Consider the following 21,240-nt stretch of genomic DNA (forward strand, 5'->3'; position numbering starts at 1 on the left):
TTGTGGAATCGCCGCCGCATGACGACGATCTGGCAGACCGCCCGGTTCAGGATCGATCTCACGCGACCGCGCGTGATGGGCATCGTCAACGTCACGCCCGATTCGTTCTCGGACGGCGGCGCGCACGAAAGTACGGCGGCGGCGCTGCGCCATTGCGAACGCCTGGTCGAAGAGGGCGCGGACATCCTCGACATCGGCGGCGAATCGACCCGGCCCGGCAGCCCGGCAGTGCCGCTGGAGATCGAGCTGGCGCGTGTGCTGCCGGTGGTGGGCGAGGCCGTCAGGCTCGGAGTGCCGGTTTCGGTCGATACCTACAAGCCCGAAGTCATGCGCGCCGTGCTCGAGCTCGGTGCCGACATCGTCAACGATGTCTGGGCGCTGCGCCAACCCGGCGTCCGCGAGGCCGTGGTGGCGCATCCCGCTTGCGGCGTCTGCCTGATGCACATGTACCGCGATCCGCAGACCATGCAGGTGGCGCCGATGGTGGGTGACGTGGTGCCGCAGGTGCGATTGTTTTTGGAGCAATCGGCGCAGGCACTGCGGGCGCTGGGGGTCGATTCGAACCGCATCGTGCTCGACCCCGGTATTGGCTTCGGCAAGACCGTGGCCCAGAATTTCGCACTGCTGGCGCGCCAGTCCGAATTGCTCGCGGCAGGCTATCCCTTGCTGGCCGGCTGGTCGCGGAAGTCCTCACTCGGTGCGGTCAGCGGCATCGAAGCCGCTTCGCAGCGCGTGCTGCCCAGCCTGGCTGCAGCGTTGCTCGCGGTGGAGCGGGGCGCCCGAATCGTGCGCGTGCATGATGTGGCCGAGACGGTGAGCGTGCTCAAGGTCTGGCAGGCCATGCACGCCGAAGAAGCACAACAATAAAGGAGCGAAATCTCACTATGACACGCCAGTATTTCGGCACCGACGGCATCCGCGGAACGGTCGGCCAGCCGCCGATCACACCAGACTTCGTGCTGCGCCTCGCCCATGCGGTCGGCCGTGTGCTCAAGAAGACCGAAGCGAGGCCGCGAGTGCTGATTGGCAAGGACACGCGCATCTCCGGCTACATGCTGGAGAGCGCACTCGAGTCCGGCTTCAATTCGGCCGGTGTTGACGTGCTGTTGCTGGGGCCGTTGCCGACGCCCGGCGTGGCCTACCTTACGCGTGCGCAGCGCGCCAGCCTGGGCGTCGTCATTAGCGCCAGCCACAACGCCTTTCCGGACAACGGCATCAAGTTCTTCAGCGCGCAGGGCACCAAGCTCAGCGACGAGTGGGAGCTGGCGGTCGAGGCCGCGTTGGAGGAGGCGCCCGTGTGGGTCGAGTCCGCCCAGCTCGGCAAGGCTCGCCGCCTCGACGACGCGGCCGGGCGCTACACCGAGTTCTGCAAGAGCACCTTCGCCAACGACCTCACGCTGCGCGGCCTCAAGCTGGTGGTGGACGCAGCCCACGGCGCGGCCTACCAGGTTGCGCCGCAGGTGTTCCACGAGTTGGGAGCCGACGTGGTCAGCATCGGCTGCGCGCCCGACGGGCTCAACATCAACAAGGGCGTCGGCGCGACGCATCCGCAAGCGTTGATCGAGATGGTCAAGGCGCAGGGCGCCGACTACGGCATCGCGCTCGACGGCGATGCCGACCGGCTGCAGCTGGTCGACGCCAGCGGACGCCTGTTCAACGGCGACGAGCTGCTCTACCTCATGGTCGCCGAGCGCCTGGCCAAGGGCGACCGGATCGAAGGAGTGGTCGGCACGCTGATGACCAACAAGGCGGTGGAAGTCGCGCTGCGCGCCAAAGGCATCGAGTTCGTGCGGGCCAGGGTGGGCGATCGCTACGTGCTCGAAGAGCTGCACAAGCGCGGCTGGCTGCTCGGCGGCGAAGGCTCGGGCCACCTGCTGGCGCTGGATCGGCACACCACCGGCGACGGCATCGTGAGTGCACTGCAGGTGCTGCAAGCCTGCGTGCGTTCCGGCAAGACGGTGGCGCAGCTGCTGTCCGACGTGACGCTGTTCCCCCAGACGCTCATCAACATCCGGCTGCGCGAAGGCCATGACTGGCGCAGCAACCGCGCGCTTGCCGAGGAAACGAAGCGCACCGAGGCCGAACTCGGAGACGGCGGCCGCGTATTGATCCGGGCCAGCGGCACCGAGCCGCTGCTGCGTGTGATGGTCGAGGCGCGCGAAGCGGCGCAGGCCGAGGCGTGCGCGCGCCGGCTCGTGGCCACGGTCGAGGCGGCCTGACCGTGGCGATCGACGTCAGGCTCGCGAACTACGCCAATCCCGACGACGCCGCTGCCCTCGTCGCGTTGCTCGACGCATACGCGCGGGATCCGGCAGGCGGCGGCACGGCGATCGCGCCCGAACTGCTGGAGCGCCTGCCGGCCGAACTCGCCCGACGGCCGCAGGCCTACAGCGTGCTGGCGTTCGACGGCGATGTGCCGGTCGGGCTGGTCAACTGCATCGAGGGCTTTTCAACCTTCGCCTGCCGCCCGCTCGTGAATGTGCACGACGTCGTGGTGCTGGCCAGCCACCGCGGCCAGCGCCTCGCGCAGCGCATGTTCGGGCGCGTCGAGCAGGAAGCGAGGGCGCGCGGCGCCTGCAAGCTCACGCTCGAGGTGTTGTCGGGCAATGCGAGTGCAATGCGTGCCTACGAGCGCGAAGGCTTCGCTGCCTTCCAGCTCGACCCGGCCTTTGGCTCTGCACTGTTCCTGCAGAAAAAGCTGTAGATAAAAAATGCCGCCGGCGCTTGTGGCGCGGGCGGCAGCGGCTGTCAAGAAGACAGCCGATGAACGGTGACGATCAGAAGCGAGTGACAGGCGGCTCGCTCTCGCGCTTGTCGGCCGAGTACTTGCCGAGCTCCCACTTGGCGATCGCGTTGCGGTGCACTTCGTCCGGGCCGTCGGCAAAGCGCAGGGTGCGCGCACCGGCGTAGGCGTAGGCCAGCGGGAAGTCGTCGCACATCCCGCCGCCGCCATGCGCCTGCATTGCCCAATCGATCACCTGGCAGGCCATGGAGGGCGCGACCACCTTGATCATCGCGATCTCGTTCTTGGCGACCTTGTTGCCGGCCACGTCCATCAGCCAGGCGGCCTTGAGCGTGAGCAGACGCGCCATGTCGATCTTGCAGCGCGCTTCGGCGATGCGTTCCTGCGTGACGGTCTGCGAGGCGACGGTCTTGCCGAAGGCCACGCGCGAGGAGGCACGCTTGCACATCAGTTCGAGCGCGCGCTCGGCCAGGCCGATCAGGCGCATGCAGTGGTGGATGCGTCCCGGGCCGAGGCGGCCCTGGGCGATTTCGAAGCCGCGGCCTTCGCCGAGCAGGATGTTGTCGACAGGAACCCGCACGTTCTCGAAATACATCTCGACGTGGCCGTGCGGCGCATCGTCGTAGCCCATCACATTGAGCGCCCGCACGATGCGGATGCCCTTGGCATCGGCCGGCACGATCACCATGCTCTGTTGCGAGTGCCTGGGCGCCTCGGGATCGCTCTTGCCCATGGTGATGAAAACCGCGCAACGCGGGTCGGCCGCGCCGGAGATCCACCACTTGCGGCCGTTGATCACGTACTCGTTGCCATCGCGTTCGATGCGCGTGGCGATGTTGGTCGCATCGCTCGACGCAACTTCGGGTTCGGTCATCGCGAAAGCGGAACGGATCTGGCCTTCGAGCAGCGGCTTGAGCCAGCGTGCCTTGATGTCTTCCGAGCCGTAGCGCGCAATGGTTTCCATGTTGCCGGTGTCGGGTGCCGAGCAGTTGAACGCTTCGCTGGCCCATGGCACTGCGCCCATGATCTCGGCCAGCGGCGCGTATTCCTGGTTCGTGAGGCCCGCGCCCTCGTAGCCCGAGGCCGACGCGCTGTCGACCGGAAGGAACAGGTTCCAGAGGCCCTGGGCCTTGGCCTTTTCCTTGACCTTCTCGACGGTCTTGAGCGCGGTCCAGCGTTTGCCTGCTGCCGTGTTGGCGGTCAACTCGGCGGCGTACTCGGTCTCCGCCGGGTAGATGTGCTCTTGCATGAAAGCGCTCACGCGCTTTTGCAGATCCTTCGTCTTGGCGGAATATTCGAAATCCATCGTTGTCTCCTTGGGGTAAATGGGTCAGGCGCGCTGCGCGAAGGCCCAGGCCATTTCGGCCATGGGCCGCGCGCCGCGCCCGGAGGCCACGGCTTGCTCGCTCGATGCGGTACCGGCCTCGACCCGCTTGGCAATGCCTTGCAGGATCGCGGCCATGCGGAACAGGTTGTAGGCCTGGTAGAAGCTCCAGTCCGGCGCCAGCGCCTCGGGCGTAGTGAGTCCGGTGCGTTCGCAGTACTTGCGGATGTACTCGCTCTCGGTCGGGATGCCGAGGCTCTTGTGGTCGAGCCCGCCGATGCCACGGAACACGCCCGGGGAGATGTGCCACGACATGCAGTGGTAGCTGAAGTCGGCCAGCGGGTGGCCCAGCGTCGAGAGCTCCCAGTCGAGCACGGCGATCGCGTGCGGCTCGGTGGCGTGGAACATCAGGTTGTCGAGGCGGTAGTCGCCGTGCACGATCGACACCATGCGCTCGTCGCGCGCGCTGGCCGGCATGTTCGCGGGCAGCCACTCCATGAGCCTGTCCATCTCCGGGATCGGCTGCGTCACCGAGGCCACGTATTGCTTGCTCCAGCGGCCGATCTGGCGCTCGAAGTAATTGCCAGGCTTGCCATAGTCAGCCAGGCCGCGCTCGGCGAACTTCACCGTATGCAGCGCCGCGATGACGCGGTTCATCTCGTCGTAGACGGCACTGCGTTCGGCGTTGCTCATGCTGGGAAGCGACTGATCCCACAGCACGCGGCCGGCCATGAACTCCATCACATAGAAGGCGCGGCCGATAATGCTTTCGTCGGTGCACAGGCAATGCATTTGCGGCACCGGCACGTCGGTGCCGGCGAGGCCGCTCATCACCTTGAACTCGCGCTCGATCGCATGCGCCGAAGGCAGCAGCTTGGCAACCGGGCCGGGCTTGGCACGCATCACATAGCTGCGGGCCGGCGTGACGAGCTTGTAGGTCGGGTTCGATTGCCCGCCCTTGAACATCTCGACCGTCAACGGGCCGATGAAGCCATCAAGGTTTTGTTCGAGCCAGGCCGTCAGCGCCTCGATGTCGAACGCATGCTGCGGCGAAACGGCGCGCGTGCCGATGAAGTTCTGGAAATCCGTCATGTCAGATGTCTGCTTCGGAAATGCGCATGAGCGCAGTGCGGTCGAGCACCACCAGTCCAGCCGGCTCGATGCGGATCGCGTTCTCGCGCTCCATCGCCTTGAGCTCCTGGTTCACGCGCTGGCGCGAGGCGCCGAGGAGTTGCGCCAGTTCTTCCTGCGCCAGATGCAGGCCGATGCGCATCTGGCTGCCGTCGGCGAGGTTCGGTACGCCGTAGCTGCGCACCAGGTGAATCAGTTGCTTGGCCAGTCGTGCGCGCAAGGGCAGGGTGTTGAGGTCTTCCACCAATCCGAACAGCGTGCGGATACGCCGTGCCTGCAGGCGCATGAGGGCCTCGTAGAGTTCCACATGCGCAGCCAGGATCTTCTGGAAGTCGGCGCGCGCCACGTTGAGTGTGGTGGTGTCGCCATGCGCATAGGCATCGTGCGTGCGACGCTCGCCGTCGAACATCGCCACGTCGCCGAACCAGATCCCCGGCTCCACATAGGTCAGCGTGACCTGCTTGCCCGACACCGCTGTCGAGCTCACGCGCACGGCGCCCTTGGCACAGGCGATCCATTGATCGGGCGGGTCGCCGCGTGCGCACAGCAGGTCGCCGTCCTTGTAGCGTTTGACAAAAGCACATCGGAGGATGTCGTGGCGAAGTGATGGGGAAAGTGAAGAAAACCAGCGACCGGCATTGATCGCTTCTCGTTCTTCGATGGTAAGAATGGGGTCGTCCATTGTTCTGTCCTGTCGGAGACTGAAAGGGGTGAGGGATGTCGCTGGCGCGACCCGGCGCTACTCGTAGCGCGGTGGAGTCTTGGCGAGGAATGCCGCGATGCCGATACCGGCATTCGCATGGTGCAGGTTGCGCACGAAATGGTCGCGCTCCTGCGTGAGATGGGCTGCCAACGTGGCGCCACGCGCCTCGTTGAGCAGTTCCTTGATGCTTGCCAGCGAATTGGGCGCACGGCCTGCAAGTGTGGCGGCCAGCGTGAGCGCGCCCTGCAGCGCCTGACCTGGCTCGGTCAGTTGATTGACCAGTCCGAGCGCATGCAGGCGCGGCGCCGCGATGCGCTCGCCGCCCATCAGCCATTCGCTGGCGAGTTGGCGCGGCAACGCCTGCGCAAGTTGCCAGCTCAGGCCGCCGTCGGGCGACAGCGCGATGTTGCTGTACGACGCGGCGAACACCGCATCGCGTGCCGCGATCACGAAGTCGCAGGCCAGCGCGAGGGAAAAGCCCGCACCTGCCGCTGCGCCTTCGACCGCGGCGATCACCGGCTTCGGAAAGGCGCGGATCGAATCGATCCAGTTGTGCAGCCCGTCGATGCTCTCGGCCTGCGCCGCGGGCTCGCGCTCGCGGTTCGCGGCCAGGCGCTGCAGCGATCCGCCCGCGCTGAACCAGGCGCCATCGCCCACGATCACCACGTTGCGCACGTCGTTGCTGTTCTCGGCGCCGTTCAGCGCTTCAATGCCGGCTGCGTACATTTCAGGGCCGAGCGCGTTGCGCTGCGACGGGTTGGCCAGTGTCAGCACCATGGTCTGGCCTTCGGTGCGGCTCTTGAGTTCTGCGGTCATGCTTCTTCTTCGTGCATCAGGCTGAGGCCCAGCGCGCCGCGGCGGCGCAACCAGGGGCTGGGGCGATAGCGCGGATCCCCGTAGACAGTCTGCAGGTTGAACAGCACTTCGAGCATGTTGGTCGGGCCGTACAGGTTGCCCATCGCAAGCGGGCCCTGCGGGTAGCCGAGGCCGCGCGTCACCGCAGTTTCGAGATCCGCCGGCGAACACACGCCTTGCTGGCACATATCGGCCGCGATGTTGACGATGGTGGCCACCACGCGCTGGGTGACGAAGCCGCCGCTGTCGCGAATGACGCTGACGGCCTTGCCGTCGCGCGCGAACAGCGCATGCGCTGCGTCGCGCATGTCGATCCGTGTGGCCGGGTTGGTGGCCAGCACGCGGCGTTTGGTGGCGGCATCGTCGATCAGCATGTCGATGCCGACGGTGCGCGTGGCGTCCAGGCGCTCGACGGCGGCCACCGTGGTCACGTCGAAGCCCAGCGGCGCGACCAGGATCAACGCAGCCGTCGACGGCGTGGCGCCGGTTTCGATCTGGCCGCCTAGGTCGTGTACCAGCTTGATCAACTCGGCACGCCGGGCTGCGCGGGGCGAGATCCAGAAGATCGGCAGCTTTTCCACCAGCGGCGCGGGCGCTTCGGGCGGCTGCTGCATGACCCCGTCGGCATAGCGATAGAAGCCTTCGCCGGTCTTGCGGCCGAGCGCGCCGGCCGCCAGGCGCTGGGCCGTGATCACGCTGGGCCGGAAGCGCGGTTCTTCGTAGTACTGGTGATAGATCGACTCCATCACCGGATGCGAGACGTCGAGCCCGGTCAAGTCCAGCAGTTCGAATGGGCCGAGCCTGAAGCCGGCTTGATCCTTGAGGATCTGGTCGACCGTGGCGTAGTCGGCTACGCCTTCTCCGACGATGCGCAGCGCCTCGGTGCCGTAGCCGCGGCCCGCATGGTTCACGATGAAGCCGGGCGTGTCCCTCGCCTGCACCGCCTTGTGGCCCATTTGCTCGGCGTAGCCGGCCAGGCGGGCGCAGACGTCCGGTTCCGTCTTGAAGCCGGCCACGACTTCGACCACCTTCATCAGCGGTACCGGGTTGAAGAAGTGGAAGCCCGCGCAGCGCCCCGGATGCTGCAGCGCCCGGGCAATGGCCGTTACAGACAGCGACGAGGTGTTGGTGGCCAGCACGGCAGTGGGCGCCACGATCGTCTCGAGTTCGCGAAACAACTGGCGTTTCACCTCCAGGTCTTCGATGATCGCCTCAATGACCAGATCGCAAGCGGCCAGTTCCTGCATTGTGGTGACCGCACGAATCCGCGCAACCAGCCCGTCGCGCTCGGCTGCTTCGAGCCGGCCCTTGGCGTGCAGCTTGCCCCATTGTTCGGCGAGGGTTGCCAGGCCCCGTTCCGCGGCGCCCGGCATGCTGTCGACCAGCAATACCTCGCTGCCGGCTTGCGCTGCCATCTGGGCGATGCCGCGGCCCATGGCGCCGGCACCAACGACGGCGATTTTGGAAAAGTTCACGTTCATTTGATAAATGTCTCCAGATGAAAGAATGTGCTGTACCTGCATGTCAGAATCTGTTTACTTTAGATTTCAATTTTTTCATCCCATTTTGAAACTTCGACGCATTGCGGCGACCCTGGCCCTTTTGGGGTTCGCGCTACCATCGCTCGCCTTGACGATCGGCCGCCCTCAAGGGGCGACCTGGATCGGCAAGCCGCTCGATCTGGCGATCCCGCTGGCACTCGAAGGCGCAGAAAAAGGGGACAGCCTGTGCCTTGAAGCAGAGGTGGTTCAGGGCGACGCGCGCATCGACGATCGACGTGTGACTGTATCGCTGGAACCGGGTTCTTCGGCCGGCAGCTCGCGTCTGCGAGTGCGATCGACGGTGGCGATCGAGGAACCCGTGGTCAATGTGACGGTGCGCGCCGGTTGCGAGGCCCGCTCGATCCGCACTTATGTCCTGTTGGCCGATGTGCCGCCGGAGGCGGTCAGTCTGCCGCGCGCAGCGTCGTCGGCATCGCGGGCGGACAGCGGCGCGCCCGCCTTCGCACCGCAAGAGCGCAGCGCCCGTTCGTCGCGAGGCAACGCCGGTGCCAGCTCGGCCGCGATGGGTTCGGGCGGCACGGCGCGCCGTAGCGCGCCGCCGCGTCCGCGCACTGCCGAATCCGGCGAACGGGCCGCCGGCACGCCGCCTCCCGCGCCGCGCCGCGCCGCCGTCGCGCAGGCGCCGGCCCGCGTCGCACCCGCTGTGCGTGTGCCCGTGCCCGCCGCACCCGCCGCACGCGTGACAGCACCCGAACCCCAACGCGAAGCGGTTGCCACCGGCCCGCGGCTGCAGGTCGACGCGCTCGAACCGTTGTCGTTGCGGGAGGTCGGTCTACAAACTTCGCCTTCGCTGGCATTGCCCGGTGGTGAAGACCTGGCAAAGCGCGCGCAGGCCGCCGCGCAGTGGCGTGCACTCTCGGCGCCGCCGGAAGACGCGCAACGCGAGGCGCAGCGCATTCAGTCGCTCGAAGCCACGCTGGCCGCGCTGCGCGAGCAGACCGCCCAGAACCAGCGCACGCTGCTCGAAATGCGCAGCGAATTGGCTGAGGCGCGCGACAGTCGCTACAACAATCCGCTGGTGTATGCCCTCGGGCTTTTGCTGCTGCTCGCATTGGTCGCGATTGCACTGTTGTGGCGCCTGTCACGCCGCGCCGTGGCACCTGCCTGGTGGGGGGATGGGCATGATGCGCGCGAAGGCGGGCCACGCCCGGGGCCGACGCCCGACAGCCAGTTCGATGACCTGGTGGACCACCCGGTCACACGGCCCGACGCGCTGCCGCCAGGGGAGCTGGATCCGCGCCATGCGGCGCTGCTGGCTTCCACCAATGCCGACACGCGATACGACCAGGACGAGCCGGAGCCCGCTGCCACGCGCGCGCCAGAGCCTGCGGCCGTGCGACCGGTCAATACCGAGGAACTGTTCGACGTGCAGCAGCAATCGGACTTCTTCCTCTCGCTTGGGCAGCACGACCAGGCCATCGCTGTTCTGGTCGAACATATTGCCGCCAATCCCGACACCAGTGCACTGGCGTACCTCGACCTGTTCAAGATCTATCACGCGCTGGGGCGTCGTGATGAGTACGCGCGCCTGAGCGGCGGCTTCGAGCGTGCTTTCAACGCCGAGGTGCCTGCGTTCGACGATTTCTCGCTCGGCGGGCGTGGGCTGGAGCACTACCGCGGTGCGCTCGCCCGCATCGAATCGCAATGGCCGGCCGCCGGCACGCTGGCGCTGATCGAGGAACTGGTGTTCCGCAAACCGGGCGTGCATGAGGACGAAGCCTTCGACCTTGCCGCTTATCAGGAACTGTTGCTGTTGTATGCGGTGGCCAAGGAAGTGATCGACCCCGACAGCGCACCGCCGGCGCCGGTGACGCCGCTGTCGTTCGTCGACACTTTCTCTCACGACGCCACAGCGCCCGCGACCTTGCTCGAGGACATCGCGCCCACCCAGCCGCCGCCGCCTTCGATCTACGGCGGCATCGACGACGGCCTGCAGGCCGATACGGTGCTGATCCCCGATTCGCCGGTGGTGGCCGCCGATGCCCGGCCGATGCCCGTCAGGCCGCAGATCGATATGGATCTGGCCGAGTTCGACAAGACCGCCTTTGAAACGATCGCTGCGCCGATCGAACGCGGGGCGCCGCCGCCCGCCGGTGATTCGCACACCATCGATTTCGACCTGTTCGACCCGGACACCGAGGCCGAGATCGCACCACGCGTCATCAAGAAGCGCTGAGGCGGTCAGGCCGGACGCGGCAGGCGCTCGACCGCGACGCTCAACGCCATGGCCAGCAGCAGGGCGGCGAGGCCCGCCCAGCTCATCCAGCCCGCCGCGCCGTTGGCGAGCAGCCAGCCACCGGCCCCGGCGCCCATGGCCTGCCCGATATAGATCCCTGAACTGTTGAGCGCCACCGAGCCGGAGGCCATTGCGGGCGCCAGGCCCACCAGCCGTGCCTGCTGGGCCGAGTTGGCGGCAAAGCAGCCGAATCCCCAGGGCGCCAGCACCAGCGCCAGCACGGCGAAGCTGCGGCCCAGCGGCCACAGCAACAGGCTCAGCGCAATCAACGAGGTGGTCAGCAGCACCATCCGGCCTGCGCCGATGCGGTCGATGTACCGGCTGACCAGCATGTTGCCGATCAGGCCGCAAACGCCGAACCAGGCCCACAGCAGACTCAGCATCGTCGCGTCAGCACCGAGCTGTTGTTTGACCAGCGGTGCGAAATAGCTGAACAGCACAAACTGGCCCGCGCCCTGCAGTGCGGTGACCGACACGACGCCCATCAGCACCGGGCTCTTCAGCACGCTGGCCCACGCGGCACGCGTCAGCACTGCGGGCCGGATGCCCACCGGCAGTGTGGCCCAGACCCAGATCGCGCTGAGCACGGACGCCACGGCAATCGCCATGAACGCAGCACGCCAGCCGAAGTGCCCGCCCATCAGCGCACCCAGCGGCAGCCCCAGCACCGAGGCCATCGACCAGCCGAGAAAAACGAAGGTCACGGCTCGGCCGCGCTGCTCGGGCGGCACCAGCAAGCCGGCACACGCAGCGGCTTGCGGCGTGAAGATGGCGGGCGCGATCATCGTGAGCATCCGCACCACGAGCAGGCCCGTGTAGCTGGGCATCAGCGCCGCGAGCACGTGGCCGACCGCATACCAGGCCATCGACAGTGCAAGCAGCACACGTCGATCCCACCCAGCCACCAGTGCGGCGAGCAGCGGGGCGCCGAGGCAGACGACCACCGCGCCCGCCGTGATCAGTTGGCCCGCCGCTGCGGCGCTGACGCCCAAGGAATCGCTTATCTCGTTGAGCGTGCCGGCTACAACCATGACGCCGGTGCCGATTACGAAATTGCCCGCCAGCAGTGCCCACAATGCGGCGGGCAGCGGCGGCCGGTTCAACGCCGAACCTGCAGCGCGCCCGGATTGACGATGTTGGTGGGGTTGCCCTTGATGAAGCTCACCACGTTGTCGAACGCCTGCCCGAAATAGAGCTCGTAGCTCTCTTGTTCCACATAGCCGATGTGCGGCGTGCAGATGCAGTTTTCGAGACGCAGCAGTGCATGGCCCTGCAGCGGCGGTTCGCTTTCGAACACGTCGATGGCGGCCAGCCCGGGCCGGCCGCGATTGAGCGCCGCGAGCAGCGCATCGGGCTCGACCAGCTCGGCGCGCGAGGTGTTCACGAACAGGGCGGTAGGCTTCATGCGCGAGAGGTCTTCGAGGGCGACCAGGCCGCGTGTTTCGTCCGTGAGGCGCAGGTGAACGGACAGCACATCGGCGGTCTCGAACAGTGCCTCGCGGCTGGCAGCGATTTGGAACCCGTCGGAACGGGCCTTGCTGCAACTGGCCTCGCGGCCCCAGATCACGACCTGCATGCCAAAGGCCTGACCATAGCGTGCGACCAGTTGGCCGATGCGGCCGTAGCCCCAAATGCCCAGCGTCTTGCCCTTGAGCACCGAACCAAGACCGAAATTCGCCGGCATCGATGCCGACTTGAGGCCCGCCTGCTGCCAGGCACCGTGCTTGAGGTTGCTGATGTACTGCGGCAGTCGCCGCATCGCCGCCATGATCAAGGCCCAGGTCAGCTCGGCCGGTGCCAGCGGGGAACCGCTGCCCTCGGCCACTGCGATGCCGAGTTCGCTGCAGGCGTTGACGTCGACATGCCCGCCGACGCGGCCGGTCTGGGAAATGAGTCTGAGCTTGGGCAGCTTCTCGACCAGTTGCCGCGAGATCTGCGTGCGCTCGCGGATCAGCACGATCACGTCGGCGTCTTTGAGCCGAACCGACAACTGGCCGATGCCCTTGACGGTGTTGGTGTAGACCTTGGCCGCGTAGGCGTCGAGCTTGGCGGCACAGCGCAGCTTGCGCACGGCATCCTGGTAGTCGTCGAGGATCACGATGTTCATGGCACGTTATTGTGCCTTGCGCTCCTCGTCGCCGTGAGGTGGCCGCTGGTCAGTGCATCAGATGGCGCGAGTCGTCGGCGGCCTCGAGCGCGACGAGGCGGTCGAGTTCGGCGCAGACATCGGCCATGCGGCCCGAGATCACGACGCGGCCGGAAGCGCGATCAACGCGCTGGCCGTCGAGCACGCGCACCACGCGCAGCGGCCGTGCGGTGGGTGCCACGTTGGCGGCAGCGGGCCGCACGGTGCAGGCGGGGCGCACTGTGCAGGCGGGGCGCACGGCCACATAGCGCAGGCCCGCATTGCGGTGGGCACGGCGTGCCGGTATCCAGCGGCTTGCAAGCGATTGCAGCGGCGTGAACAGGTCGGCCAAGGTCAGAAGAGCGATTCCCATGTGAACTCCAGTAAGTCAGAGGTTGAACACAGGCAGGATTGCGTCTCGTCCGGCTGCAACAGGGTGATGGCCTTGCGCCATACGCCCGCCACCTGTTGCTGCCGGTGATGGCTACATCAGCATCGTGTTGCGGATCAGGCCGACGGCGAGGCCTTCGATTTCGAAGGGCTCGCCGGGCTGCACGATGATGGTCGGATAGTCGGGGTTTTCGGCATGCAGCTCGATCACCTGCTTGTTGCGCTTGAGGCGCTTGACGGTGACCTCGTCGCCCAGCCGGGCCACGACGATCTGGCCGTTGCGCGCTTCCTTGGTGGCCTGCACCGCGAGCAGGTCGCCGTCCATGATGCCGGCATCGCGCATCGACATGCCGCGTACCTTGAGCAGGTAGTCGGGCTGGCGCTGGAACAGCGTGTTCTCGACGTAGTAGGTTTGATCGACGTGCTCCTGCGCGAGGATCGGCGAACCGGCTGCAACGCGGCCGATCAGTGGCAGTGCGAGCTGGGCCATGCCGGGCAGACCGAGCGAATACTGGCTGGAGCGGGTTTCGTTGATGGCGCGCAGTGCATCGCCCTTCAGGCGAATGCCGCGCGAGGTGCCGCTGACCAGTTCGATCACGCCCTTGCGCGCCAGCGCCTGCAGGTGTTCTTCGGCCGCGTTGGCCGATTTGAAGCCCAGTTCGGCTGCGATCTCGGCGCGCGTGGGCGGCGCACCGGTTCGGGCGATGGCGCTCTGGATGAGATCCAGAATCTGTTGCTGCCGGGCGGTAAGCTTGACGGCGAAAGTCGACAGGTTGAGCATGCGTTGACTCCTTGCGATACTGGCTGTGTATCCAGTAACTGTATTTTTAACCAGTTTTTGAAAGTTGGCAAGTGATGGTCACGCAATCCGCAACAGCAACGCTGCGCCGCATCCTGGTGCTGGGCACCGGTGGCACCATCGCCGGGCGAGCCGCGCAGCCCGGGGACAACATCGGCTACACCGCGGGCGAAGTGGGCGTGGCCGCGCTGGTCGGCGGCATCGACGCGCCCGCCGGCGTGACGCTGGAGGCCGAGCAGGTTGCGCAGGTCGACAGCAAGGACATGGAGTTCGCCGTCTGGCAGCAGCTCGCGCAGCGCTGCGCGCACTGGCTGGCACAGCCCGACGTGGCAGGCATCGTGATCACCCACGGCACCGACACGCTCGAAGAGACGGGCTTTTTTCTTCAATCGGTGCTGGCGCCCCGCAAGCCCGTGGTGCTGACCTGCGCCATGCGGCCCGCGACCGCACTGTCGCCCGATGGCCCGCAGAACGTGCGCGATGCGATCGCGGTCGCGGCCACCGAAGGCGCGAGCGGGGTGGTGGTGGTCTGCGCCGGCGTGATTCACAGCGCGCTCGACGTGCAGAAGGTGCACACCTATCGGGTCGACGCCTTCGCGTCCGGCGATGCCGGCCCGCACGGCTATGTCGAGGAGGGCGTCGTTCGCTTGCTGCGAAACTGGCCTACAGCTTCCGAGGGGAGGGCGCAAACGGCCATTGATTGGCTCGCAAGCGTTGGCGCCGCGCCGCGCGTGGAGATCCTGACGAGCCATGCCGGTGCGCGCGGCACCATCGTCGACGCATTGGTGCGCGAACGGGAGGCGGGCTCTCCCGATGCCGTGCGGGGCCTGGTGCTTGCCGCCACCGGCAACGGCACGCTGCATCGTGAACTGGAGGCTTCGGCATTGCGCGCGCAGGCCACCGGCATCGCGGTGCTGCGCGCCACGCGTTGCACCAGCGGGCACATCCTCCCGAAGGCGGGTGATGCGCTGCCTGATGCAGGCGGGTTGAGCCCGGTCAAGGCGCGCATCGCGCTGATGCTCGAGCTGATCGGCGCCGACGCGTCCGGCTGAAGGAAGCGATGTTCGCCGCGCTGCAGACCCATCCCTGGGCTTATCCGGTGCTGGAGGCGGTGCACATCCTCGGGATCGGACTGTTGTTTGGCAACCTCGTGCTGTTCGAGTTGCGCGTGTTCGGTCGCGGCGCGGCGCTGCCGGTAGAGGCGCTTGCCCGGCTGTCGCTTGGCATCGCCCTGGCCGGTTTCGCGCTCGCCGCGGCGAGCGGCCTTCTGATGTTCTCGACGCAGCCGTCCGAGTTGCTCGCCAACCGCAGCTTCGTGCTCAAGATGCTGCTGCTCGTCGCGGCCGGCTGCAACGCAGCATGGTTCCACGGGCGTGGCTCGCTGGCCCGGCTGGACGGCCTTGCCCGCGCCCAGATGTTGCTGTCCACTGTGATCTGGGTCGCGGTCGTGTTCTGCGGCCGCTGGATTGCGTACTACTGAACGCGAAGGAGCTCGTCATGCAACGCCGCCATTTTCTTGCTGTAGCCGCCACAGCGCTCGTTGCGCCCGGCGTCCGGGCGCACCACGGCTGGAGCAGTTTCGACGCCGAGCGGCCGATCTACCTCGAGGGCAAGGTGCTGAGTTCACGCTGGCAGAACCCGCATGCCGAACTCGTGATCGAGTTGCCGGCCGACATCAAGGTGCCGGCCGATCTGGCCCAGCGTGCGCTGCCCGCGCAGAGCGCTGCGGTCGATGGCAAGGCGCTGCTGGCCAGAGCCGTGGTGCCGACGCGCAAGGATCGTCGATGGGAGCTGGAACTCGCGCCCCTCACGCGCATGTCGGCATGGAGCGTGGAAGAGATCAAGCCCGGCGCCACGCTGTCCGCCATCGGCTTCACCTTCAAGGACGAGAAGGGCGAGGCCGTGATGCGCGTCGAATACCTGTTTGTCGGCGGCAAGACCTACGCGCTGCGTTCCAGTCCGGCCTGACGGCTGACGACGGTCAGTCGTTCAGCGCCGCGAGTGCGCGCTGGGTGATTTCGTCGACGCTGCCGACACCTGCGATGGCACGGTACTTCGGCGCTGCAGCCGGGTCGGCTTTGGCCCAGCTCGCGTAGTACTCGACCAGCGGACGCGTTTGCTGGCCGTACACCTCGAGCCGCTTGCGCACGGTGTCTTCCTTGTCGTCGTCGCGCTGGATCAGCGGTTCACCCGTGACGTCGTCGATGCCTTCGACTTTCGGCGGGTTGAACTTGACGTGATAGGTGCGCCCGGATGCCGGGTGCGAGCGGCGGCCACCCATGCGCTCGATGATGTCGGAGAACGGCACGTCGATCTCGAGTACGTAGTCGATCTTGACGCCCGCCGCCTTCATCGCATCGGCCTGCGGAATGGTGCGGGGAAATCCGTCGAACAGAAAACCGTTGGTGCAGTCGGGCAGCGCAATGCGCTCTTTCACCAGATTGATGATCAGGTCGTCGCTCACGAGCGCACCCGATTCCATGATGGCCTTGGCCTCCAGGCCCAGCGGCGTGCCGGCCTTGACGGCGGCGCGCAGCATGTCACCCGTCGAGATCTGCGGGATGCCGTACTTCTTGCACAGGAAAGTGGCTTGCGTGCCTTTGCCTGCCCCGGGGGCGCCCAACAAAATCAGTCTCATGGTGTCCTCGGAAGGTTCTTGGATTTCTTGACGCGCCATTCATGCCGCGAGGGCCGGACAGCGCGAAGCTGCTTCGAGGATAGCATGGGCTTTTGCCCGCGCTCACTCGGAAAGCGGGCCTTCCGAAAGCATTCCGGCGATGCGCGCGCGCACCCGCAAAAGGTCGTCCGGCGTGTCGACGCCCGGGCCTGGTGCATGCGCACTCACATGCACCGCGATGCGATGGCCGTGCCACATGGCGCGCAATTGTTCGAGTGCCTCGATCGCTTCGACCGGCGCTGCCGGCAACCGGGGGAATTGCCGCACGAAGCCGGCCCGGTAGCCATAGATGCCGATGTGCCGCAACGGTGCGGGAGAGGGCAGCGCGCCCAAGCCCTGCGCTGCGAAGCCGTCGCGCCACCAGGGGATCGGCGCGCGGCTGAAGTAAAGCGCGTAGCCGCGTGCGTCGAGCACGGCTTTCACCACGTTCGGATTGAGAAAATCTTCGGTCGAATCGATGGCGTGCACCGCGGTGCTCATCGAGGCTTCGGGATCGTTTGCGAGCGTTGTCGCGACGGCGTCGATCAGCGACGGGTCGATCAGCGGCTCGTCCCCCTGCACATTGACCACGATCGCGTCGTCCGCCAGATCGAGCAGCGTGCAGGCTTCGGCCAGACGGTCGCTACCGCTCAGGTGGTCGGTACGGGTCAGCAGCGCCTCGATGCCATGGGTCTTGCACGCGTCGACGATGCGCGCGTGATCGCCCGCGACCACGACGCGCACCGCGCCCGACAACTGCGCGCGCTGCGCCACGCGCACCACCATCGGCAAACCGCACAGATCGGCAAGTGGCTTGTCCGGCAGGCGCGTCGACGCCAGCCTCGCCGGTATCAAGACGGTGAAGCTCAAAGCCCCAGCTCTTCGTCGGACAGCGTGCGCGCCTCGTTCTCGAGCAGCACCGGGATGCCGTCGCGCACCGGATAGGCGAGGCGCGCGGAGCGGGAGCAGAGCTCCTGCTTCTCCGGGTTCCAGGTCAGCGGCCCCTTGGTCACGGGGCAGACCAGCAATTCAAGCAGCTTGGTGTCCATCGACCGATGATAGCTTTGCGTCCAGCGCCGCGAAGAAGGCCGGCTCGGGTGTGAACACCAGCGGCACGGCCAGCGCATCGGGTGCAATGCGCCACAGCTTGACCGCATCCTTTTCGGTACAAACAAGGCTGTAGGGCCCGTCGGACGGACGTTGCCAGCTATCGAAATCATAGTGATCGGGCAGCGCGATGCAGCGCTCAGGCGTGACGCCCTGGGCGCGCAGCATGTCGAAAAAAGCTTCGGGTCGGGCAATCGCAGCGAGCGCGATCACCGGGCGGTCGGCCAGTTCCGCCAGCGGCACGCGGCTGCCATCGCTACGCAATGCGTGCTCGGCCAGCGTGCGTTGCGCGCGATAGCCGCCGAACGCGAGGTTGGCGCCGGTGTGCAGCACCAGGTCGCAGCGACGCGGCCAGTACTCGCGCAACGGCCCGGCCGGCAGGAGCCAGCCGTTGCCGATGCCGCGGTCGTCGAATACGCACAGTTCGATGTCGCGCACGAGCGCCAGGTGCTGGAGCCCGTCGTCGCTCACGATGATGTGGGTTTGCGGGTGACGTGCGAGGAGGGCGCGCGCGGCTTCAACGCGGCGCGCCGCCACGAACACGGGCGCACCGGTCGAGCGAGCGATCAGGGCCGGCTCGTCGCCGACATCGCGCGTATCGGCGGCAGGGAGCACTTCGCGGCAGTCGCGGGTACGGCGACCGTAGCCGCGCGAAATCACGCCCACCTGCAAGCCGCGTGCGCGCAGGTGCCGAACCAGCGCCATCACCACCGGTGTCTTGCCGGCGCCGCCCGCGATCACATTGCCGACCACGAGCACCGGCACGCCGACGCGCTCGGTCTTGAAGACGCCGGCCTGGTACAACCCGCACCGCAGCAGCGTCAGCGCGCCATAGAGCAGGGAGACGGGCCACAGCAGCCGCGCCAGCAGCCCGCGTCCCAGCCAGGCCCGCTGCAACGACAAGTCAGCGCCCGGCCTGCGCAGCCGACTGCGTGGCGAAGGTGATCTGCATCAAGCCCGCGCGGCGGGCGCCCTCCATCACGGTGATGACCGACTGGTGCGGCGCGTTCGCGTCCGCACTGATCACCACCACCGTGTCCTTGCCGCCGCTGGCCGCGGCTGCCAGTGCGGCGGCCACGGTCTCGACACTGCGGTCGGGCAGGACGGTCTTGTTGATCGAATAGCGACCATCGGCCGAAACGGCCGCGATCACTTCCTTCGGGTAGTCGCGCTGCGCATCCGCATCGGCCACCGGCAGCCGCAGCTGCATCTCGGTGAACTTGCTGTAGGTGGTCGACAGCATCAGGAAGATCAACACCACCAGAAGCACGTCGATGAACGGGATCAGGTTGATCTCCGGCTCGTCGCGCGCGCCGTGGCGGAAGTGCATGCGGCCTCTTGTCATTTGCGCAATGCGTTGAGGTGACGGGCGAAGCGTTCGCCGGCGAGTTCGAGATTCAGCAGGTACTCGTCGACGCGGGTGCGGAAGTAGCGCCAGAAGATCAGCGTCGGGATCGCGACGATCAATCCGAAGGCCGTGTTGTAGAGCGCGATCGAGATGCCGTGCGCCAGTTGAGCCGGGTTGCCGGAGCCGGCCGCGCCGCTGGCGGGCGATTGCGAGCCGAAGATCTCGATCATGCCAATCACCGTGCCCAGCAGTCCCAGCAGCGGGGCGGCCGATGCGATGGTCGCCAACGCAGGCAGCCAGCGCTCGAGCTGGTGTGCCACGGTGCGGCCGGCCGCTTCCATCGCGGCACGCAGATCATCCTCGGTGCAGCGCGGATTGGCGTTGAGCGCCCGAAAACCGGAGGCCAGCACCTGGCCCAGCGCGGAGTTCTGCTCGAGCTTGGTCACCACATCGGGCCCCGGGATCGCGGCATGGGAAACAGTGATGGCTTCGTCCAGCAGTTTCGGCGGCAGCACCCGCACGGTCTTGAGGTTGACGAAACGCTCGATCACCAGCGCAAGCGCCAGCACCGAACAGGCGAGCAGCGGCCAGATCGGCCAACCCGCAGCAACTATGATCGATAACAAATGATTCTCCGGCCGTGTGGACTGTGCAAATGCGGCGCGATTATCTCCGAGCAATACCCGTCATGCCGTTCCTCTTGCGCTGTCGGACATGGCCCACAGATTCTGTGGATAACTTTGTGATTAACCGCGTTGGCAAGTTGCCAGAACCCGCATGGGCAGGGGGTCCGGTCGGATCGATCGAATTTTGAGCAGTAGTTTTCTCCATCAAATCAACAACTTGCACGACAGCCTGCGCGCGCAGCGGCGCCTCCATGCTGAGCCCTGCCTTGGTGCATGCGCCTGTGGACGAATCGGCATCGGGGCACCTGCTCCCATGAGTGCGGTATGAGCGAAGTTCTGGCACCAACGGCTTCGGGGCCGCGCGTCTGGCCGGTTGGCGCGCTGTGCCGCGCAGTGGCCGATGCACTCGATGCACGCTTCAATCCAGTCACGGTGCGGGGCGAGATTTCGGGGTTCTCGCGCGCCGCCAGCGGGCATTGCTATTTCTCCTTGAAAGACGAGGCCGGCCAGCTTCGCTGCGCGATGTTCCGCCGCGCCGCGAGCCTGCTGGATTTCAGCCCGCGCGACGGCGACCAGGTCGAGGTGCGCGGCCGTCTTGCGGTGTACGAGCCGCGAGGCGACCTGCAACTGGTGGTCGAAAGCCTGCGCCGCGCGGGGCAGGGCGCATTGTTCGAGCAGTTCCTGCAGCGGAAGGCGCGGCTCGAGGCCGAGGGGTTGTTCGATCCGTCGCGCAAGCGTGCACTGCCGGCAATGCCGCGACGCATCGGCCTGGTGACATCGCTCGGTGCAGCCGCACTGCACGATGTCGTCACCGCGCTGCGCCGGCGCGCGCCCCATGTGGAGGTGGTGCTTGCGCCGGCAGCCGTGCAGGGTGTGCAGGCGCCGGCCGAGCTGGTTGCGGCGCTGCGCGCGCTGTATGCGCTGCATCCGGCGCCCGATGCGATCCTGCTGGTGCGTGGCGGCGGCTCGATCGAAGACCTCTGGGCCTTCAACGACGAAACCCTGGCGCGCACGATCGCGCAGAGTCCCGTGCCGGTGGTCAGCGGCGTCGGCCACGAAACCGACTTCACGATCGCGGACTTCTGCGCCGATTTGCGCGCGCCGACGCCGACAGCAGCGGCGGAACTGGTGGCGGCGCCTCAGGCGCTCTGGCTTGAAGCGCTCGGTCTGATCGGCGAGCGCCTGGGCGATGCGCTCGGCGCGCGACTCGATGTGCTCGGCCAACGGCTCGACCTCGCGGCCGGCAGGCTCGGGCGGCCTTCCGGAATGGTCGCGCGCCAACGGCTCGGGCTGGCGCATCAGGCGCAGCGCCTGCACTATGCGGTGCTATCCAAAACAGAACGCCTCTTGCAGACACAGCAGCTTCTGCAGGCCGATTTGCCATTGAAAGTGGGGCGTTCTGTGGCACAGCGGCGCGAGCGGCTCGAACGCGTTGCCGTACGCCTGCAACTGCTTGACCCCGCCCTGGTGCTGCAGCGCGGTTACGCGTGGCTGGCCGACCCGGCGGGGCGCGCCATCACCAGCGCGCACCAACTCGCACCGGGCGATGCGGTGCGCGCGCGGCTGGCCGATGGCACGGTCGACATGACGGTCGATCGGGCCTGAGTGGGACGCGCCCGCGTCCGACGTGAGGCA

The 21,240-nt window shown here is 67.0% G+C and carries 23 protein-coding genes; 8 read left to right on the forward strand and 15 right to left on the reverse strand.

Annotated elements, in window-relative coordinates; translation table 11 throughout:
* Positions 1-18 precede the first annotated feature (18 nt).
* Genes folP through ACSFA8_RS13700 form a run of 3 tightly spaced genes read left to right on the forward strand, consistent with a single transcriptional unit; the run spans position 19 to position 2,704 of the window.
* Positions 19-867, forward strand: a complete 849-nt coding sequence (gene folP / locus ACSFA8_RS13690; RefSeq protein WP_435480056.1) for a dihydropteroate synthase — start codon at positions 19-21, stop codon at positions 865-867.
* A gap of 17 nt (positions 868-884) precedes the next feature.
* Positions 885-2,219, forward strand: coding sequence for a phosphoglucosamine mutase (glmM, locus tag ACSFA8_RS13695; RefSeq protein WP_435480057.1), 1,335 nt, complete (start codon positions 885-887; stop codon positions 2,217-2,219).
* A gap of 2 nt (positions 2,220-2,221) precedes the next feature.
* A complete protein-coding gene (locus tag ACSFA8_RS13700; protein ID WP_435480058.1) occupies positions 2,222-2,704 on the forward strand; it encodes a GNAT family N-acetyltransferase in 483 nt (160 codons plus the stop codon).
* A 73-nt stretch (positions 2,705-2,777) separates the two neighbouring features.
* Here ACSFA8_RS13700 and ACSFA8_RS13705 read toward each other — a convergent pair whose 3' ends face one another.
* Genes ACSFA8_RS13705 through ACSFA8_RS13725 form a run of 5 tightly spaced genes read right to left on the reverse strand, consistent with a single transcriptional unit; the run spans position 2,778 to position 8,237 of the window.
* Positions 2,778-4,049, reverse strand: a complete 1,272-nt coding sequence (locus ACSFA8_RS13705; RefSeq protein ID WP_435480059.1) for an acyl-CoA dehydrogenase family protein — start codon at positions 4,047-4,049, stop codon at positions 2,778-2,780.
* A gap of 24 nt (positions 4,050-4,073) precedes the next feature.
* Positions 4,074-5,159 carry a phosphotransferase gene (locus ACSFA8_RS13710; protein WP_435480060.1) on the reverse strand — a complete coding sequence of 362 codons (1,086 nt, stop codon included), beginning with the start codon at positions 5,157-5,159 and terminating at the stop codon, positions 4,074-4,076.
* Between the two features lies 1 nt (position 5,160).
* The gene (locus tag ACSFA8_RS13715) at positions 5,161-5,880 is read right to left on the reverse strand and encodes a Crp/Fnr family transcriptional regulator (RefSeq protein WP_435480061.1); all 720 of its coding nucleotides are present in this window, start codon (positions 5,878-5,880) and stop codon (positions 5,161-5,163) included.
* 57 nt (positions 5,881-5,937) lie between these two features.
* Positions 5,938-6,717, reverse strand: coding sequence for an oxepin-CoA hydrolase, alternative type (locus tag ACSFA8_RS13720; protein ID WP_435480062.1), 780 nt, complete (start codon positions 6,715-6,717; stop codon positions 5,938-5,940).
* A complete protein-coding gene (locus ACSFA8_RS13725; protein ID WP_435480063.1) occupies positions 6,714-8,237 on the reverse strand; it encodes a 3-hydroxyacyl-CoA dehydrogenase in 1,524 nt (507 codons plus the stop codon). The genes ACSFA8_RS13720 and ACSFA8_RS13725 overlap by 4 nt, the downstream gene beginning before the upstream one ends.
* Before the next feature lie 148 nt (positions 8,238-8,385).
* Between ACSFA8_RS13725 and ACSFA8_RS13730 the strand changes: the two genes are divergently transcribed.
* A complete protein-coding gene (locus tag ACSFA8_RS13730) occupies positions 8,386-10,494 on the forward strand; it encodes a type IV pilus assembly protein FimV (RefSeq protein WP_435480064.1) in 2,109 nt (702 codons plus the stop codon).
* Between the two features lie 5 nt (positions 10,495-10,499).
* Here the strand turns inward: ACSFA8_RS13730 and ACSFA8_RS13735 are convergent, their stop codons facing one another.
* The 4 genes from ACSFA8_RS13735 to lexA all read right to left on the reverse strand — a co-directional run bounded on the left by ACSFA8_RS13735 (position 10,500) and on the right by lexA (position 13,850).
* Positions 10,500-11,657 (reverse strand): MFS transporter, encoded by a 1,158-nt coding sequence (locus tag ACSFA8_RS13735; RefSeq protein ID WP_435480065.1) that lies wholly within the window; start codon positions 11,655-11,657, stop codon positions 10,500-10,502.
* On the reverse strand, positions 11,654-12,661 hold the full coding sequence (locus ACSFA8_RS13740) for a D-2-hydroxyacid dehydrogenase family protein (protein ID WP_435480066.1): 1,008 nt from the start codon (positions 12,659-12,661) through the stop codon (positions 11,654-11,656). The genes ACSFA8_RS13735 and ACSFA8_RS13740 overlap by 4 nt, the downstream gene beginning before the upstream one ends.
* A gap of 49 nt (positions 12,662-12,710) precedes the next feature.
* Positions 12,711-13,052, reverse strand: a complete 342-nt coding sequence (locus tag ACSFA8_RS13745) for a hypothetical protein (RefSeq protein WP_435480067.1) — start codon at positions 13,050-13,052, stop codon at positions 12,711-12,713.
* A gap of 111 nt (positions 13,053-13,163) precedes the next feature.
* Positions 13,164-13,850, reverse strand: coding sequence for a transcriptional repressor LexA (gene lexA / locus ACSFA8_RS13750; protein ID WP_435480068.1), 687 nt, complete (start codon positions 13,848-13,850; stop codon positions 13,164-13,166).
* A 74-nt stretch (positions 13,851-13,924) separates the two neighbouring features.
* Here lexA and ACSFA8_RS13755 point away from each other — a divergent pair, with 74 nt between their 5' ends.
* Genes ACSFA8_RS13755 through ACSFA8_RS13765 form a run of 3 tightly spaced genes read left to right on the forward strand, consistent with a single transcriptional unit; the run spans position 13,925 to position 15,836 of the window.
* A complete protein-coding gene (locus tag ACSFA8_RS13755) occupies positions 13,925-14,920 on the forward strand; it encodes an asparaginase (RefSeq protein WP_435480069.1) in 996 nt (331 codons plus the stop codon).
* A gap of 8 nt (positions 14,921-14,928) precedes the next feature.
* Entirely contained in the window at positions 14,929-15,348 is a 420-nt protein-coding gene (locus ACSFA8_RS13760) for a hypothetical protein (RefSeq protein WP_435480070.1), read from the forward strand.
* Between the two features lie 17 nt (positions 15,349-15,365).
* A complete protein-coding gene (locus ACSFA8_RS13765) occupies positions 15,366-15,836 on the forward strand; it encodes a DUF6152 family protein (RefSeq protein ID WP_435480071.1) in 471 nt (156 codons plus the stop codon).
* Between the two features lie 13 nt (positions 15,837-15,849).
* On the opposite strand, the gene adk is transcribed toward ACSFA8_RS13765, so the two are convergent.
* The 6 genes from adk to ACSFA8_RS13795 all read right to left on the reverse strand — a co-directional run bounded on the left by adk (position 15,850) and on the right by ACSFA8_RS13795 (position 19,605).
* Complete coding sequence (gene adk / locus ACSFA8_RS13770) at positions 15,850-16,506, reverse strand: adenylate kinase (protein WP_435480072.1); 657 nt, start codon at positions 16,504-16,506, stop codon at positions 15,850-15,852.
* A 102-nt stretch (positions 16,507-16,608) separates the two neighbouring features.
* On the reverse strand, positions 16,609-17,394 hold the full coding sequence (gene kdsB, locus ACSFA8_RS13775) for a 3-deoxy-manno-octulosonate cytidylyltransferase (RefSeq protein WP_435480073.1): 786 nt from the start codon (positions 17,392-17,394) through the stop codon (positions 16,609-16,611).
* The gene (locus tag ACSFA8_RS13780; RefSeq protein ID WP_007836935.1) at positions 17,391-17,573 is read right to left on the reverse strand and encodes a Trm112 family protein; all 183 of its coding nucleotides are present in this window, start codon (positions 17,571-17,573) and stop codon (positions 17,391-17,393) included. The genes kdsB and ACSFA8_RS13780 overlap by 4 nt, the downstream gene beginning before the upstream one ends.
* Positions 17,554-18,534, reverse strand: a complete 981-nt coding sequence (gene lpxK / locus ACSFA8_RS13785) for a tetraacyldisaccharide 4'-kinase (RefSeq protein ID WP_435480074.1) — start codon at positions 18,532-18,534, stop codon at positions 17,554-17,556. The genes ACSFA8_RS13780 and lpxK overlap by 20 nt, the downstream gene beginning before the upstream one ends.
* A gap of 1 nt (position 18,535) precedes the next feature.
* Entirely contained in the window at positions 18,536-18,961 is a 426-nt protein-coding gene (locus ACSFA8_RS13790) for an ExbD/TolR family protein (RefSeq protein ID WP_435480075.1), read from the reverse strand.
* Positions 18,962-18,972: 11 nt separating this feature from the next.
* Positions 18,973-19,605, reverse strand: a complete 633-nt coding sequence (locus ACSFA8_RS13795; protein ID WP_435480076.1) for a MotA/TolQ/ExbB proton channel family protein — start codon at positions 19,603-19,605, stop codon at positions 18,973-18,975.
* A 324-nt stretch (positions 19,606-19,929) separates the two neighbouring features.
* Here ACSFA8_RS13795 and xseA point away from each other — a divergent pair, with 324 nt between their 5' ends.
* Positions 19,930-21,210: an exodeoxyribonuclease VII large subunit gene (gene xseA / locus ACSFA8_RS13800; protein ID WP_435480077.1), complete on the forward strand. Its 1,281-nt coding sequence runs from the start codon at positions 19,930-19,932 to the stop codon at positions 21,208-21,210.
* Positions 21,211-21,240 lie beyond the last annotated feature (30 nt).

The organism is Variovorax nitratireducens, from assembly GCF_051216545.1.
In the GTDB taxonomy this organism is placed as follows: domain Bacteria; phylum Pseudomonadota; class Gammaproteobacteria; order Burkholderiales; family Burkholderiaceae_C; genus Variovorax.

Coding starts and splice junctions, on each gene's coding strand:
- folP (WP_435480056.1), top strand. CDS start 19: ATGACGACGATCTGGCAGACCGCCCGGTTCAGGATCGATCTCACGCGA.
- glmM (WP_435480057.1), top strand. CDS start 885: ATGACACGCCAGTATTTCGGCACCGACGGCATCCGCGGAACGGTCGGC.
- ACSFA8_RS13705 (WP_435480059.1), bottom strand. CDS start 4,049: ATGGATTTCGAATATTCCGCCAAGACGAAGGATCTGCAAAAGCGCGTG.
- ACSFA8_RS13710 (WP_435480060.1), bottom strand. CDS start 5,159: ATGACGGATTTCCAGAACTTCATCGGCACGCGCGCCGTTTCGCCGCAG.
- ACSFA8_RS13715 (WP_435480061.1), bottom strand. CDS start 5,880: ATGGACGACCCCATTCTTACCATCGAAGAACGAGAAGCGATCAATGCC.
- ACSFA8_RS13720 (WP_435480062.1), bottom strand. CDS start 6,717: ATGACCGCAGAACTCAAGAGCCGCACCGAAGGCCAGACCATGGTGCTG.
- ACSFA8_RS13725 (WP_435480063.1), bottom strand. CDS start 8,237: ATGAACGTGAACTTTTCCAAAATCGCCGTCGTTGGTGCCGGCGCCATG.
- ACSFA8_RS13740 (WP_435480066.1), bottom strand. CDS start 12,661: ATGAACATCGTGATCCTCGACGACTACCAGGATGCCGTGCGCAAGCTG.
- ACSFA8_RS13745 (WP_435480067.1), bottom strand. CDS start 13,052: ATGGGAATCGCTCTTCTGACCTTGGCCGACCTGTTCACGCCGCTGCAA.
- lexA (WP_435480068.1), bottom strand. CDS start 13,850: ATGCTCAACCTGTCGACTTTCGCCGTCAAGCTTACCGCCCGGCAGCAA.
- ACSFA8_RS13755 (WP_435480069.1), top strand. CDS start 13,925: ATGGTCACGCAATCCGCAACAGCAACGCTGCGCCGCATCCTGGTGCTG.
- ACSFA8_RS13760 (WP_435480070.1), top strand. CDS start 14,929: ATGTTCGCCGCGCTGCAGACCCATCCCTGGGCTTATCCGGTGCTGGAG.
- ACSFA8_RS13765 (WP_435480071.1), top strand. CDS start 15,366: ATGCAACGCCGCCATTTTCTTGCTGTAGCCGCCACAGCGCTCGTTGCG.
- adk (WP_435480072.1), bottom strand. CDS start 16,506: ATGAGACTGATTTTGTTGGGCGCCCCCGGGGCAGGCAAAGGCACGCAA.
- ACSFA8_RS13780 (WP_007836935.1), bottom strand. CDS start 17,573: ATGGACACCAAGCTGCTTGAATTGCTGGTCTGCCCCGTGACCAAGGGG.
- ACSFA8_RS13790 (WP_435480075.1), bottom strand. CDS start 18,961: ATGCACTTCCGCCACGGCGCGCGCGACGAGCCGGAGATCAACCTGATC.
- xseA (WP_435480077.1), top strand. CDS start 19,930: ATGAGCGAAGTTCTGGCACCAACGGCTTCGGGGCCGCGCGTCTGGCCG.